We start from the raw sequence: 13,944 nt of genomic DNA on the forward strand, positions 1-13,944 counted from the left end.
CAGAGGTTGATGCAAGAACGGCAGGCACGTCGGAAGTGGGGCACGAATGAGCGTGGATGAGGCCGGGACGGACTGCGGTAACGCCGGAGCGGACGAGCCCGGTTGGGAGGTCGATCCCGAGGACGAGTCGGGCTCGGCACTGGTCGCCTCCGTGGGCCGTCAGATCAAGGCATGGCGGGAGTCGGCGGGCATGCGGGCCGGTGAGTTCGGGGCCGCGATCGGGTACGGGGAGGATCTCGTCTTCAAGGTGGAGGGCGGCCGTCGTATCCCTCGCCCTGAGTTCCTGGACAGGGCGGACGAAGTGCTCGGGGCAGGCGGCAAGCTCGCGCTGATGAAGCGGGAGTTGGCCGAGGCGCGGTACCCGAAAAAGGTCCGGGACCTGGCCAGACTGGAAGCACGAGCAGTCGAACTCTCGGCGTATGGAGATCACAACCTGCACGGGCTGCTACAGACCGCCGACTATGCACGGGCACTCTTCGAAATGCGACTGCCCGCCTATGAGCCGGATGAGGTCGAGCAGGCAGTGGTTGCACGCATGGCCAGACAGTCGATCTTCGAGCGATCCCCGTCCCCCGCGATTAGCTTCGTACAGGAGGAAGCAACGTTGAGGCGTCCACTCGGAGGCACAATGGTGCTGCGTCGGCAGCTCGAACGCCTGCTGCTGGTCGGTCAGTTGCGGCACGTCTCCATCCAGGTCATGCCGATTTCCCGCGAGGAACACGCCGGAATGCAGGGAGAGACGCAGGTGCTGAAATTCAAGGACGGAACAGCGCTGGGACGCTCGGAGGGTGCGTTCAACGGACGGCCGGTATCCGACCCGAAACAGCTTCGAATCCTTGAACTGCGGTATGGAATGATCCGGGCCCAGGCTCTCACCCCTCGGGAGTCGCTGGCCTTCATCGAGCAACTTCTGGGAGAGACATGATCAGCGAGCTGCCCGCCGGGGGCGTCGACAGACTGAAGTGGTTCAAGAGCAGCTACAGCAGCAACAGCAGCGAAGCGGACTGCGTAGAGCTCGCGACCACCCCCCGCACCGTGCACGTCCGCGACTCCAAGGACGCACCCGGACCGCGCCTCGGGTTCACCCCGGCGGCATGGGAAGCCTTCGTGGCGTACGCCTCCGAGAGCTGACACCTCGAGTGAGGGGCGTAGGCAGCTACGCGTAACGGGCGCTCCGACCAGGGCCCTTGATCCAGACCGTCAAGCTCGCAGGTACATGGCGGCAAGGTTCTGCCCGGCGGGCCTTTGATCAGTATGGTCATAGGATCATGCATGCCTGGATCTTGTTACTCGCCGCGTTTGTCGTTTTCATCCTGCCGACCACCCTGGTCTGGCTGCTGGGACGGCGAGCAAAAGTCCCCAGCTGGATACTGACCGTGTTCTTGCTGGCCGGGTGGCTGACAGTGGTCGTCAGCGGGTTCCTGTCGCAGCGCGCGCAGCCCTACCTGTTTCCCGAAACGTCGCCCTGCTACGGCACGCGCAGCACTCCCGTCTCGCAGTATTTCCCGCCCGATTCCTTCTGCCGCCACGCTGACGGGGACGTGCGGCCGGTCAACGGGCCGGACGCCAAGCTGGTGTTCTGGACAGCCGCCGGCACCACTGTGGCCATGGCGGTTGCCGCCGCCCGTGCACGGCGTCGTCAACGAGGCTGATCGCACTCGCCTCGTCCAAGGCGACCGGCTCTCGACCACCCCCTGCGGACCCGGCCTCATCGCCACGCGCGCGGCCTGTCTCACACACGGGCACTGCGGGCACAATGCTCTCCGTACGCCGGGCGGGGGGCCTGGGTCACCGTGGCGACCGAAGGGGCTCGGGGATGGGCTGGGGCGGCGGGCGCGTCCTGCGCGACCGCAATGTGGTGTTCTACCTGAGTGGTGTGGTGGTCTCGGGCTTCGGCAGTTCCGCCATGGCCCTCGCAGCCGGCGTCTGGGCCAAGTCACTCACCGGGTCGGACAGTCTGGCCGCACTGACGACCTTCTGCGTATGGGCGCCCGTCCTGCTCGGTCCGCTGATCGGCACGCTGGCCGACCGCACGCGTCGGCGGCCGTTGCTGATCTGGACCAATCTGGGCATGGCCGTGGTACTGCTGCCGCTTCTCGCCGTCCACTCCAGCGATCAGATCTGGGTCCTGTTCGCCGTGCTGACGGTGTACGGCACCAGTTCGGTGCTGCTGGACGCTGCGGAGGCCGCATTGGTGGCGGCCGCAGTTCCGGAAACCCTGCGCGGTGACTTCAACGGGCTGCGGATGACGGCCAACGAGGGGATGAAACTGGTCGCGCCGCTTCTGGGCGCGCTTCTCTTCGTACAGTTCGGCGGCCGTGCGGTGGCCCTGCTGGACGCCGTCACCTTCATGCTTGCCGCCTTGGCCTTCACCCTCATACGCGTATCCGAACCTGCGCCCCGCCCGGAGAAGGCCCAGCGGTGGAGCGCCCAGGCCGCCGGGGGAATCCGTTACCTGCGACATCAACCGGTCCTGTGGCGCCTGGTGCTGGCCGGGGCCGGGACCATGGGCGTGGCCGGGCTGAACGGGGCGTCGGTGTATGCCGTGGTCGACGCGGGTCTCCACCGTCCGCCGGCCTTCGCCGGGGTCCTCTACGCCGTGCAGGGCGTCGGCTCCGTAGTCATCGGGCTGTTCGCCGGTGCTCTGCTGCGGCGGATGCCCGAGCGGGTCTTCGCCGCGGCTGGAATCATGCTGTTCGCGCTGGGTGTCGCCCTGCGCGTCATCCCCTCGGTGCCCGTGGTCCTGCTGGCCAGTGCGATGATCGGCGCGGGGCTGCCCTGTGTGCTGATCGCGGCCATGACCGCCGTTCAGCGCGAGACCCCGGGCAACCTCCTCGGCAGAGTGGCGGCAACCGCCAACACCCTCCTCTTCGCCCCCAACGCCGTTGCCCTGGCTGCGGGGGCGGGCCTGCTCGCCCTCGTGGACCACCGCGCCCTGCTGGTCGTGGCAGGAGCCTCGGCAGCCGCCGCTGCGGTCGGCTGCCTCCTCGGTAGCGGCGCCCGGACACACGGAGCGGTCCTCGCGCCGGAAGGACCGTTGCGTGTCGACGAGCCGGGCGCCGAACGGACGGAGGCCGCCCACGAACCCCGCTGAGCCGGTCTCGGAGGTCCCGGCCGAGGAAATGCCTTGAGTCTCCAGTGAGTGGAGACAGCAGAGTGGGGTCCGTGACTCCTCCCCCTCATGGATGAGGGGGCTTCTCGCTATGCCGGGTTGGCGTCGCGACGGACCAGCCCGGCCCGTAGAACGTTGACAGCTCCGACTGTGTCGGCGTGCGCGCTGTGGCCGCACGAGACGCAGTGGAACTTGTCCTGTGTGGGCCGGTTCTCCTTGGCGGTGTGCCCGCATTCGGGGCACTGCCTAGAGGTGTTGCGGGGGTCCACCGCGATCACCTCCCTACCGGCGCTTTCAGCCTTGCTGGTGAGGATCGTCAGGAACACCCCCCACCCGGCGTCGGAGATCGAGCGGTTCAAGCCGGTCTTCGCGGCTGCCCCGTTGGGCAGGAAGACGCCCACGTTCTCGGGGTCAGGCTTCGGCTCAACGGACTTGACCATGTTGCGGATCTTGAGGTCTTCGTGCGCGATGAAGTCGTGTTCGCGCACGAGGTCGAGCGCGGTCTTGTGTGCGTGGTCGAGACGCTGACGCCGTACCTTCCCGTGCAGCCCGGCAACCTTCTCGACGGCGCGGCGGTGGTTGGCGGTGCGCTTGTCGCGGCGGACCCGGGGGAAGCGGGCCAGGGCGCGCTGTGCGGCTTCGAGCTTCGCTGCGGCCCTGCGGCCGTGGCGCGGGTTGGGCACGAACTCGCCATGGGAGTCGGCGAGAAAGTTCGCGATTCCCATGTCGATGCCGACCACGGACCCGCCGGCCGGGGGCAGCGGTTCGGGCTGGTCCTGCTCTGCGGTCAGGACGACAAACCACTTACGGCCCTCGCGCTTGACCGAGACGGTCTTGACCTTGCCGACCACGGCACGGTGCTGGTTGACCCTGATATGTCCGACACCCTGGAAGCGGACGCGGGTGACGGGGCCGTGCGGGGTGGAATCCCAGCGGCAGCCGTCGCCGTCCTTGGGAAAGTCCACCGTATCGAACCAGCTCACTCCGCGAAAACGCGGATATCCGGGCGTCTCACCAGACTTGATGCGCCGGAAGAACGCGGTGAACGCCCTGTCGAGACGGCGAAGCGTGGCCTGCTGCGAGGAGAACGACCATCGGCCGTGTCGCTCGGGGTCGAATGCCCGGATGTCCTTGAGCTGTGCGGACTGCATCCCGTACTTGACGCTCGTCTTCGAGGGATGCCGGTAGGCGTCGCAGCGTTCCTGCAACGCTCCGTTGTAGAGGCCGCAGTGATCGCGGAGCATCTCGGAGAGGGCCTGGTCCTGACGGGCGGTGGGCCGCATGAGGAACTTGTACGCACGGATCACCCGGCCCGCCCCCTTTTCGGTTCGATCACCATACTACGCTTGGTGTATGTCACCACGCTGGGAACCAAATCCCAATATTCGTACGGGCCGTCACGTCGCCTCCAACCTTCACGCGCACCTGGTGTTCATCACCAAGTACCGGCGCGGGATCTTCGACGACGAGATGCTGAAGCGCTGCGAAGAGATCATGCGGGAGGTGTGCGAGGGCTTCGAGACCGAGCTGAGGCAGTTCAACGGCGAGGCTGATCACGTGCATCTGCTGGTGCACTACCCGCCGAAGGTCGCACTCTCGAAGCTGATCAACAGTCTCAAGGGCGTCAGCTCCCGGTACCTGCGCACCGAGTACACCGGCCGCATCAACCGGACCGGTACGGGATCGGTGGTCTGGTCCCGCTCGTACTTCGCTTCTTCGTGCGGCGGAGCACCGTTGGAGATCGTCCGCCAATACATCGAGCAGCAAAAACGTCCGCTGTGACCTGCGGGTCAGAGCAACCCTGAGATGCGTCTCCCTCCCCAGCTAAAGCAGGGGATACCCACGCAAGATCAAGGGATGGAGTTCACCCGTCGGACGGTGACGGAGGCCATGGACGCGGGCGTCAACCCGCTCAGCCACGCGGCCACACCCGTCATCGACGACCTGGTGCGCCGCTTCGCCGAGGCGTTCGCGCGCACCCCCGACGCGGAGTTCCGGGACTGGCTGGCCCAGCAGCTCGAAGAGGCGCACGATCCCAAGGTGGACCGGTACTGGCAGCTGGTGTGGATCGTCAACGGCTGGCAGGTGGTGCCGAACCTGGTCCCGGTGCACCCCTGGATCGTGAAAGCCCTGCGAGCGGGACCTGTACAGCGGGACGGGGGACCACGTTGACGTCGAACGCGTGGGCACCAGGCTGCCCGCGATACCCGTGAGGAGCAGCTCGAAGTGCTCGTGCGGGGAGGACTTCCTGGCCGGTACGCGAAAGGGGGCCGGGTCCCCCCTCCGGACCCGGCCCCCTCCTCGTGTTCCCGCGCCGCCTCAGGCGCCCCGCACCGCCGCCGTGGACCCCCGCACCACCAGTTCCGGCTGGAACACGTACTCCGTGCGCTGTACGGGGCTCCCGCCGATCTCCTCCAGCAGGGCCCCCACCGCGGCCGAGGCCATCGCCTGTACCGGCTGGCGCACCGTCGTGAGCGGCGGGTCGGTGAAGGCGATCAGCTGCGAGTCGTCGAAGCCGACGACGGAGACGTCACGCGGCACGTCGAAGCCCCTCCCCCGGGCCGCCCGCACCACGCCGAGCGCCATCAGGTCGCTGCCGCAGACGATGCCGGTGCAGCCCTGGTCGAGCAGGGCGCCGGCCGCGACCTGCCCGCCCTCGACGCTGAACAGCGTGGAGCAGACGAGGAGTTCGGCCTCGTCCCGGTCCATGTCGAGCAGCGAGACGGCCGCGTCGACGAAGCCGTCGCGCTTGCGCCGGGAGGGCACGTAGCGCTGCGGCCCGATCGCCAGACCGATCCGCCGGTGCCCGAGCTCGGCGAGGTGGCTGACGGCCATGCGTACGGCGGCCTGGTCGTCGGGCGAGACGAACGGGGCACTGATGCGCTCGTTGTAGCCGTTGATCAGTACGAACGGCACGCCGCGTTCGGTGAGCGCGGCGTAGCGCGCCGGGTCGGCCGAGGTGTCGGCGTGCAGCCCGGACAGGAACACGATGCCGCCGACGCCACGCTCGACGAGCTGTTCGACCAGCTCGTCCTCGGTGGCGCCACCGGGGAGCTGCGTGCAGAGCACCGGCGTGTAGCCGTGCCCCGCGAGCACCTGTTCCACGGACTGCGCGAACGCCGGGAAGATCGGGTTGACGAGTTCGGGTGTCACCAGTCCGATCAGTCCGGCGCTGCGCTGCCGCAGCCGCACGGGGCGTTCGTAGCCGAGGATGTCGAGCGCCGCGAGCACCCGCTGGCGCGTGGTGTCCGCGACGCCCGGCTTCCCGTTGAGCACCCGGCTGACGGTGGCCTCGCTGACCGCGGCCTGACCGGCGATGTCGGAGAGCCGCAGCGCCGGTCCGGTCCTGGGTGCGGGGACGGTCACACCGTCCACCACACCGTGGTGTCGGCGGGCAGCTCGGCCGTGTCGCCGTCGACGGCGACCGGGCCGTTGGCGAGCAGCAGCGTGCCGGGGGCGGCGATCCGCACCGGCGCGCCCGTCGTGTTGACGGTGCAGACGAAGCCGGGGCGGCCGAGCGCGAGCACGCCCTCGGGGGCGTCCAGCCACTCGACGTCCGTGCCGGCGCCGAGACCCGGGTGCTCGCGGCGGGCGGCGATCGCGGCGCGGTACAGCTCCAGGGTCGAGCCCTCCGCACCGGCCTGCGCCTCGACGGAGAGCTCGCCCCAGGTGTCGGGCTGCGGCAGCCAGCTGCCGCCGCCGAAGCCGTACGAACTGCCCTCGCGGGTCCACGGGATCGGCACCCGGCAGCCGTCGCGGAAGCCGTCCTGGCCCTCGGCGCGGAAGAAGGACGGGTCCTGGCGGGCCTCGTCGGGCAGGTCGGTGACGTCCGGGAGGCCGAGCTCCTCGCCCTGGTAGACGTAGGCGGAGCCGGGCAGTGCCAGCATCAGCAGGGTGGCCGCGCGTGCCCGGCGCAGACCGAGCTCGCGGTCTCCGGGGGTACGGATCTGGGTGCCCAGGCCCGGCGGGTTGCCGAAGCGGGTGGCGTGCCGGGTGACGTCGTGGTTGGAGAGCACCCAGGTGGTGGGCGCGCCCACCGGGCGCATCGCGTCGAGCGACGAGTCGATGACGGTGCGCAGCTCGGCGGCGTCCCAGGCGGTCGACAGGTACTGGAAGTTGAAGGCCTGGTGCATCTCGTCGGGACGCACGTAGTTGGCGGTCCGCTCGACGGTCGGGGTCCATGCCTCGGCGACGAGGACTCGGTCGCCGGAGTACTCGTCGAGGACGGTGCGCCAGCTGCGGTAGATCTCGTGCACACCGTCCTGGTCGAAGAACGGCATGACGTCGTTGCCCAGCAGTTTCAGCTGGTCGTGCGAGCCGAGGTCGGGCAGTCCCTCCGCCTTGACGAGGCCGTGGGCGACGTCGACGCGGAAGCCGTCGACGCCCATGTCGAGCCAGAAGCGCAGGATGGAACGGAACTCGTCGGCGACGGCCGGGTGTTCCCAGTTGAAGTCGGGCTGCTCGGGCGCGAAGAGGTGCAGGTACCACTCGCCGGGGGTGCCGTCCGGGTTCGTGGTCCGGGTCCAGGCGGGGCCTCCGAAGATGGACTCCCAGTCGTTGGGCGGGAGTTCGCCGTCGGAGCCCTTGCCGGGGCGGAAGTGGTAGCGCTCACGCAGGGCCGATCCGGGGCCCTCGGCGAGGGCGCGCTTGAACCACTCGTGCTGGTCGGAGGAGTGGTTGGGCACCAGGTCGACGATGATGCGCAGATCCAGACCGTGGGCCTCACGGATCAGCGCGTCGGCGTCGTGGAGCGTGCCGAACATCGGGTCGATCGCCCGGTAGTCGGCGACGTCGTAGCCCGCGTCGGCCTGCGGCGAGGCGTAGAAGGGGCTGAGCCACACGGCGTCCACACCGAGGTCCCTCAGGTACGGGAGCCGCGCGGTGACACCCGCGAGGTCCCCCATGCCGTCGCCGTTGCCGTCGGCGAAACTGCGTGGGTACACCTGGTAGATCACCGCGTCCTGCCACCAGCCGGTGCGGTGGCCCGGGGCGTCGTCGGACGTGCCGGTGGAGGGGGCAGCGAGGTGCTGGGTCATGTCGTCCCTGGGGTGTCTGGGTGGGGAGCGGCGCCGGGACCGGGTCGGGGGGCCGGCGCCGCCGTGACGGGCGCGGTGGTGCGGTCGAGCGGGACTGTGCGTCAGCCCTTGACGGCTCCGGCGGACATGCCGGTGACCAGGTGCTTCTGCGCGAAGAGGAAGACCAGTGCCGCGGGGATCGCGATGAGCACGGACGCCGCGGTCATCGGGCCCCACTGGGCTCCGTACTGGTTGACGAACTTCTGCAGCCCGCCGGCCAGCGTGAGGTTCTCGTCACCCACCATGAAGGCGGAGGCGTAGGCGACTTCGCCCCAGGCGGTGATGAAGGAGTAGAAGGCGGTGACGGCGAGGCCGGGCTTGGCGAGCGGCAGGATCAGCCGCCAGAACGTGCCGAACGGGGTGAGTCCGTCGACCTGTCCCGACTCGTCGATCTCACGCGGGATCGTGTCGAAGAAGCCTTTCATCATCCAGGCGCAGAAGGGCACCGAGATGGTGAGGTAGGTGATGACGAGCCCGGCCGGCTGGTTGAGCAGGCCCATCGTCGACATGATGTTGTAGATCGGCACGATGAGGACGGCCACCGGGAACATCTGGGTGACCAGCAGCGTCCACATCAGCCCGCGCTTGCCGGGGAAGCGGAAGCGGCTGACGGCGTAGCCGGTGGTGGCGGAGACGAAGACGCCGATGACGGTCGAGAGTCCCGCGACGATCACGGAGTTGCCGAACCAGCTCAGGAACTCGGTGTCCCTGATCAGGTTCGTGTAGTTCTCGAACGTCGTCTCTTTGAAGAAGTCCGTGGTCGACGCGAACTTCGCGGGCTTCAGCGAGGTCAGCAGGACCCACAGCACCGGGAAGACCGCGATCACCGACGTGATGATCAGGGTGAGGTGCAGGGCCAGGGACGCGGCCGGCGAGCGGTCGCCGCGCTTGCGGACCTTGCGGGCGCCGTGCTTGGCGGGGGTGGCGACGGGGGTCGCCGTGACAGTGGTCACCAGTTGTCTCCCTGCGTGCGGAGCACTCGCCGGTACACCATGGCGAAGAGCATCAGGAGTACGAGGATCAGGACGCCCCAGGTGGAGGACTGCGCGAAGTCGCGCGGGCTGATCTCGAAGGAGAATTTGTACGCCTGGGTGACCAGGATCTGGGTGGCCTCACCAGGTCCGCCGCGGGTCAGCAGGAAGATCACCGGGAACATGTTGAAGGTCCAGATGGTGGAGAGCAGGACCACCGTGGTGGACACCGGGCGCAGTCCGGGGAGCGTGACGTGGCGGAAGCGCTGCCAGGCGGTGGCGCCGTCCATCTCCGCGGCCTCGTACTGCTCCGAGGGGATCGACTGCAGTCCGCCGAGCAGGGCGACCATCATGAAGGGCACACCGAGCCAGACGTTCACGGCGATGACGGAGAACTTGGCCCAGGTGGGGTCGTTCAGCCAGGGTATGCCGTCGATGCCGGCGCCGCCGAGGATCTTGTTGAGCAGGCCGTTGTTCTCGTTGTAGAGGAAGCGCCAGGCGAAGACCGAGACGAAGCCGGGGATCGCCCAGGGCAGGATCAGCGCCATGCGGTAGGCGGAGCGGCCGACGATCCTGCGGTTGAGGATGTTGGCGAGGGCCATGCCCAGGCAGAAGGTGATGGTCACACAGGAGACCGTCCACACCAGCGTCCAGCCCAGCGTCCCGAGGAACTGGTTGCCGGTCAGGGCGTCGGCGTAGTTGTCCAGACCCACGAACTCGTAGGTGGCGGGCATCTCGTTGACGCCGATGGACCGGGCGACGTTGCGCTCGTCGGCATCGGTCAGCGAGAGCCAGATCCCGCGGACCAGCGGGTAGCCGATGATCACGCCGATCACGAGCACGACCGGGGCGACCATGGTCCAGGCGTACCAGTGGACCGACAGGGCGCGCCGCAACCTGCTCGGCGGCGGGGGGTTACCAGTACCGCGGCTCCGGCCGCGGGCGACGTCGTCGCCCGCGGCCTTCGCCACCGACTGGCTGGTGTGGACAGCCATCAGTCGGCCTGCCTTCCTGGGTTACTTCCAGCCCTCGAGGAGCTTGCGGTAGGAGTCGCCGGTCGACTTGGCCGCCTTCTCCGGCGTGGTCTGGCCGGTGAGGACCTTGGTGTACTCGACGTTCAGCGGGGCGAAGAGGCTGCCGGTCTCCGGGATCCAGGGCCGCTCGACCGAGGTCTCGACGACGGGCTTGAAGAACTGGACGATCTCGCTGTCCACGGCCTCCTTCTTGGAGTACGCGGAGGTGCGGGTCGGCAGCAGGTTCAGCTCACCGGCGGTCTGTGCCTGGGACTCGACCGACGTCATGTACTCGACGAAGGCGTAGGAGGCGTCGATGTTCTTGGAGCCCGCGTAGACGCCGAGGTTGTGGCCGCCCTGCGGGGCGCCCTGCCCGGCGGAGCCGGCCGGCACCGTGGAGATGCCCAGGTTCGCCTTGTCGGTGAACTGCTTGCCGGTGAGGGTGTCGGCCACGGCCCAGGGGCCGTTGATCATCATCGCGACGTCGCCGTTCTTGAACGACTGCATCATGTTCTCCCAGCCGTCCGTGGCGTCGGTCCTGGCCGCCCCGGAGTCGACGAGGTCCTTCACGACGCCGAAGGCCTTGACGCCCTCGGCGCTGTCCACGGTGACCTTCTTCGAGTCGGCGTCGACCAGGTCGCCGCCCTCGCCGTAGAGGAAGGAGAGGAAGTAGTAGGAGTCGTCGCCGCGCAGGTAGAGACCGGTCTTGCCGGTCTTGTCCTTGATCTTCTTGGCGATGGTCTTGAGGTCGGCGATCTTCGCGGGCGGCTCGACGCCGGCGTCCTTGAACATCTTCTTGTTGTAGAAGATGCCCATGGAGTCGATCACCTGCGGGACGGCGAAGGTCTTGCCCTCGTACTTGGTCGACGCGGCGGCCTGCTTGAGGAAGTCGTCCTGGTCCTTGAGCGCCGTGGTGCCGTCCAGCGGGGCCAGGTAGCCGAGGCTCGCGAACTCGGGGGTCCAGGCGACCTCGGAGCGGATGACGTCGGGGGCGCCGGAACCGGCCTGGGCCGCGTTCTTGAACTTGTTCTGCGCCTCACCGAACGGGACGTTGACGTACTTGACGTCGACCTTGGGGTGCTTCTTCTCGAAGCCCTCGGCGATCTTCTTGAAGACCTTGTCCTCGCTGCCGACGTTCGAGGTGTCCCACCAGGTCACCGTGCCGGAGAGCTCGCCCGAGCTCTTGCTGCCGCCGGACTCGTCGTCGCTTCCGCAAGCGGTCGCCGCGAGCGCCAGGGTCGCGACCAGGGCGGTGGCCGTTATGCCACGTCGCATCTGAACTCCTTCAACTGCCGTACCGCTCCGTCGCGGCGCCGGGTCGACGTGAACGTAACAAGGATGAAAGACGACCGAAAGACCTTGCGGAAGATTTCTGCAAGCGCTGCTGATCGTTACATTGGCGTGTCCTCAAGGTTGCCGTCAAGCCTCTTGACGGAAGCTCGCACACCCTGCCCATACCTGGCCAGGGCCGCCGTAGCGGCGGTACGACGATCGGACCGCACCGGCCCTACAGGGTCCGCAAAGTCTTGCAAGATGTTGCTACGCGGCAGCCCCCGGCCGGTGCCCGCAGGGGCGGACCGTCCGGATCCCGTACATGGTGGGCAATCCGGTACGCGCCCGGTACAGTCCAGTGCCATGACCGCACGGCTTGCCGATATCGCAACTCAGGCGGGGGTCAGCGAAGCTACGGTCAGCCGTGTACTGAACGGCAAGCCCGGTGTTGCAGCGGCCACCCGCGAATCCGTCCTCGCGGCGCTCGACGTCCTCGGCTACGAACGCCCCGTCCGGCTGCGCCGGCGCAGTGCGGGCCTCGTCGGCCTGATCACGCCCGAGCTGGAGAACCCGATCTTCCCCGCGCTGGCCCAGGTCATCGGCCAGGCGCTCACCCGCCAGGGCTACACGCCCGTGCTGGCGACACAGACGCCCGGCGGCTCCACCGAGGACGAGCTGACCGAGATGCTCGTCGACCGCGGGGTCTCGGGGATCATCTTCGTCTCGGGGCTGCACGCCGACACCTCCGCCGACATGCAGCGCTACGAGCAACTGCGTGCCCAGGGTGTTCCGTTCGTCCTGGTCAACGGCTTCTCCCCCAAGGTGCAGGCCCCGTTCATCTCCCCCGACGACCGGGCGGCGATGCGGCTCGCGGTGACACACCTGGTGGCACTGGGACATCAGCGCATCGGACTGGCGGTCGGTCCCAAGCGTTTCGTCCCGGTGCTCCGCAAGATAGAGGGATTCCACGCCACCATGCGGGAACAGCTGGACCTCACCGCCGACGCGGTGGAGGAACTGGTCCAGCACTCCCTGTACACGCTGGAGGGCGGCCAGGCGGCCGCCTCGGCACTGATGGAACGCGGCTGCACCGCGGTGGTGTGCGCGAGCGACATGATGGCGCTCGGCGCGATCCGGGCGGCCCGCAGGCTGTCGATGGAGGTGCCGCGCGACCTCTCGGTGGTGGGCTACGACGACTCGCCCCTCATAGCGTTCACCGATCCGCCGCTGACCACGATCCGGCAGCCGGTGACGGCGATGGGCCAGGCCGCCGTACGCACGCTGCTGGAGGAGATCGGCGGCACGCCCGCTCCGCACAGCGAGTTCGTGTTCATGCCCGAGCTGGTCGTACGCGGTTCAACCGCCTCGGGCCCCTCCCCGGCGGCTCGGGGCCCTCGGTAAATTACTGGATGTGCGACCGCGCCCCGACCGTAGGATCATCGGGCAGAGGGGGGCGTATCTGGCAGACTCTGCGCCTATGGGTGAATCGCACGTGACAACGCAGGAAGACCGCACGGCGGCCACCCCGTCACCCGTCACGGACGGGACGACGGTGTCGGGCTCCACGAGGGCCCGCGTCCTGCCGCGCATGCGCACCCGCCTTTCGATCCGCTCCCTGCGCGCACCGCGCCGGCCCCGCCTGTGGTTCGAGATCCTGCTGATCGCGGTCAGTTACTGGCTCTACTCGCTGGTGCGCAACGCCGTTCCCGAGCAGAAGGCCGCGGCCCTGAGCAACGCCGACTGGATCTGGTCCCTGGAGCACACCATGGGTCTCGCCTTCGAGGAGGCGGTCAACCAGGCCGTCAATTCGGTTACATGGCTGATCGTGGCGATGAACTACTACTACGCGACACTGCACTTCGTCGTGACCATCGGCGTGCTGATCTGGCTGTTCCGCCGTCATCCGGGCCGCTACGCGGCCGCCCGTCTGGCCCTCTTCGCCACCACGGCGGTGGCCCTGCTCGGTTATTACGTCTTCCCGCTGGCACCGCCCCGGCTCATGAACGGCGGCGGCTTCGTCGACACGGTGTTGCTGCACCAGACATGGGGCTCGATGGCCTCGGGCAACTTCAAGCACATGTCGAACCAGTACGCGGCGATGCCGTCCATGCACATCGGCTGGTCCCTGTGGTGCGGTCTGACCATCTGCGCCCTGGCCTCCGCCCCCTGGGCCCGGATCCTCGGCGCGCTGTACCCGGTGGCGACCCTCGTCGTGATCGTGGCGACGGCGAACCACTTCTGGCTGGACGCGGTGGGCGGGATGGCCTGCCTCGCCTTCGGGGTGTCGGTCTCCTACGCCTGGTACGGAGCGCTGCCGCACCGCCTGGCGAAGCGGGTGCAGCATCCCGGCACGGGCCGCCCGCGCATCCTGCGCCTGCGCCTGCGGCGTCCGCCGGCACCGAAGCCGGAGCCGGGGGCACAGCCCGGGGTGGCCGCCGTGGCGGTCGTACCGGACGTCCGGGAACCGAGCCCACCGGGCCGGTGATTCCGCCGGAGCACCC

14 protein-coding genes are annotated in these 13,944 nt (G+C 68.5%); 8 read left to right on the forward strand and 6 right to left on the reverse strand.

Annotated elements, in window-relative coordinates:
* Window positions 1-46: 46 nt before the first annotated feature.
* From ABZ441_RS01815 to ABZ441_RS01830, 4 genes are all read left to right on the forward strand, one after another.
* Window positions 47-925: a helix-turn-helix transcriptional regulator gene (locus ABZ441_RS01815; protein ID WP_358966864.1), complete on the forward strand. Its 879-nt coding sequence runs from the start codon at window positions 47-49 to the stop codon at window positions 923-925.
* Window positions 922-1,131, forward strand: a complete 210-nt coding sequence (locus ABZ441_RS01820; protein ID WP_358966866.1) for a DUF397 domain-containing protein — start codon at window positions 922-924, stop codon at window positions 1,129-1,131. The genes ABZ441_RS01815 and ABZ441_RS01820 overlap by 4 nt, the downstream gene beginning before the upstream one ends.
* 137 nt (window positions 1,132-1,268) lie before the next feature.
* Window positions 1,269-1,652: a hypothetical protein gene (locus ABZ441_RS01825; RefSeq protein ID WP_358966869.1), complete on the forward strand. Its 384-nt coding sequence runs from the start codon at window positions 1,269-1,271 to the stop codon at window positions 1,650-1,652.
* Between the two features lie 164 nt (window positions 1,653-1,816).
* Complete coding sequence (locus tag ABZ441_RS01830; protein WP_358966872.1) at window positions 1,817-3,094, forward strand: MFS transporter; 1,278 nt, start codon at window positions 1,817-1,819, stop codon at window positions 3,092-3,094.
* Window positions 3,095-3,201: 107 nt separating this feature from the next.
* Here ABZ441_RS01830 and ABZ441_RS01835 read toward each other — a convergent pair whose 3' ends face one another.
* Entirely contained in the window at window positions 3,202-4,419 is a 1,218-nt protein-coding gene (locus tag ABZ441_RS01835; RefSeq protein ID WP_358966874.1) for a transposase, read from the reverse strand.
* Between the two features lie 46 nt (window positions 4,420-4,465).
* On the opposite strand from ABZ441_RS01835, the gene tnpA reads away from it, so the two are divergent.
* Entirely contained in the window at window positions 4,466-4,894 is a 429-nt protein-coding gene (gene tnpA, locus ABZ441_RS01840; RefSeq protein WP_358966877.1) for an IS200/IS605 family transposase, read from the forward strand.
* 75 nt (window positions 4,895-4,969) lie between these two features.
* Window positions 4,970-5,284, forward strand: coding sequence for a hypothetical protein (locus ABZ441_RS01845; protein WP_358966880.1), 315 nt, complete (start codon window positions 4,970-4,972; stop codon window positions 5,282-5,284).
* A 147-nt stretch (window positions 5,285-5,431) separates the two neighbouring features.
* On the opposite strand, the gene ABZ441_RS01850 is transcribed toward ABZ441_RS01845, so the two are convergent.
* The 5 genes from ABZ441_RS01850 to ABZ441_RS01870 form a co-directional block, all read right to left on the reverse strand.
* A complete protein-coding gene (locus tag ABZ441_RS01850) occupies window positions 5,432-6,490 on the reverse strand; it encodes a LacI family DNA-binding transcriptional regulator (protein ID WP_358966883.1) in 1,059 nt (352 codons plus the stop codon).
* Window positions 6,475-8,148 (reverse strand): glycoside hydrolase family 13 protein, encoded by a 1,674-nt coding sequence (locus ABZ441_RS01855; RefSeq protein ID WP_358966886.1) that lies wholly within the window; start codon window positions 8,146-8,148, stop codon window positions 6,475-6,477. The genes ABZ441_RS01850 and ABZ441_RS01855 overlap by 16 nt, the downstream gene beginning before the upstream one ends.
* A gap of 101 nt (window positions 8,149-8,249) precedes the next feature.
* Entirely contained in the window at window positions 8,250-9,140 is an 891-nt protein-coding gene (locus ABZ441_RS01860) for a carbohydrate ABC transporter permease (RefSeq protein WP_358966889.1), read from the reverse strand.
* Entirely contained in the window at window positions 9,137-10,153 is a 1,017-nt protein-coding gene (locus ABZ441_RS01865; protein ID WP_358966892.1) for a sugar ABC transporter permease, read from the reverse strand. The genes ABZ441_RS01860 and ABZ441_RS01865 overlap by 4 nt, the downstream gene beginning before the upstream one ends.
* A 21-nt stretch (window positions 10,154-10,174) precedes the next feature.
* Window positions 10,175-11,446, reverse strand: coding sequence for an extracellular solute-binding protein (locus ABZ441_RS01870; protein ID WP_358966895.1), 1,272 nt, complete (start codon window positions 11,444-11,446; stop codon window positions 10,175-10,177).
* 360 nt (window positions 11,447-11,806) lie between these two features.
* Here ABZ441_RS01870 and ABZ441_RS01875 point away from each other — a divergent pair, with 360 nt between their 5' ends.
* Entirely contained in the window at window positions 11,807-12,844 is a 1,038-nt protein-coding gene (locus ABZ441_RS01875; protein WP_358966898.1) for a LacI family DNA-binding transcriptional regulator, read from the forward strand.
* A gap of 76 nt (window positions 12,845-12,920) precedes the next feature.
* Entirely contained in the window at window positions 12,921-13,928 is a 1,008-nt protein-coding gene (locus ABZ441_RS01880; protein WP_358966901.1) for a phosphatase PAP2 family protein, read from the forward strand.
* The last annotated feature ends 16 nt before the right edge of the window (window positions 13,929-13,944 follow it).

Origin of the sequence: Streptomyces sp. NPDC005752 (genome assembly GCF_040630715.1) — a bacterium.
Taxonomy (GTDB): Bacteria; Actinomycetota; Actinomycetes; order Streptomycetales; family Streptomycetaceae; genus Streptomyces.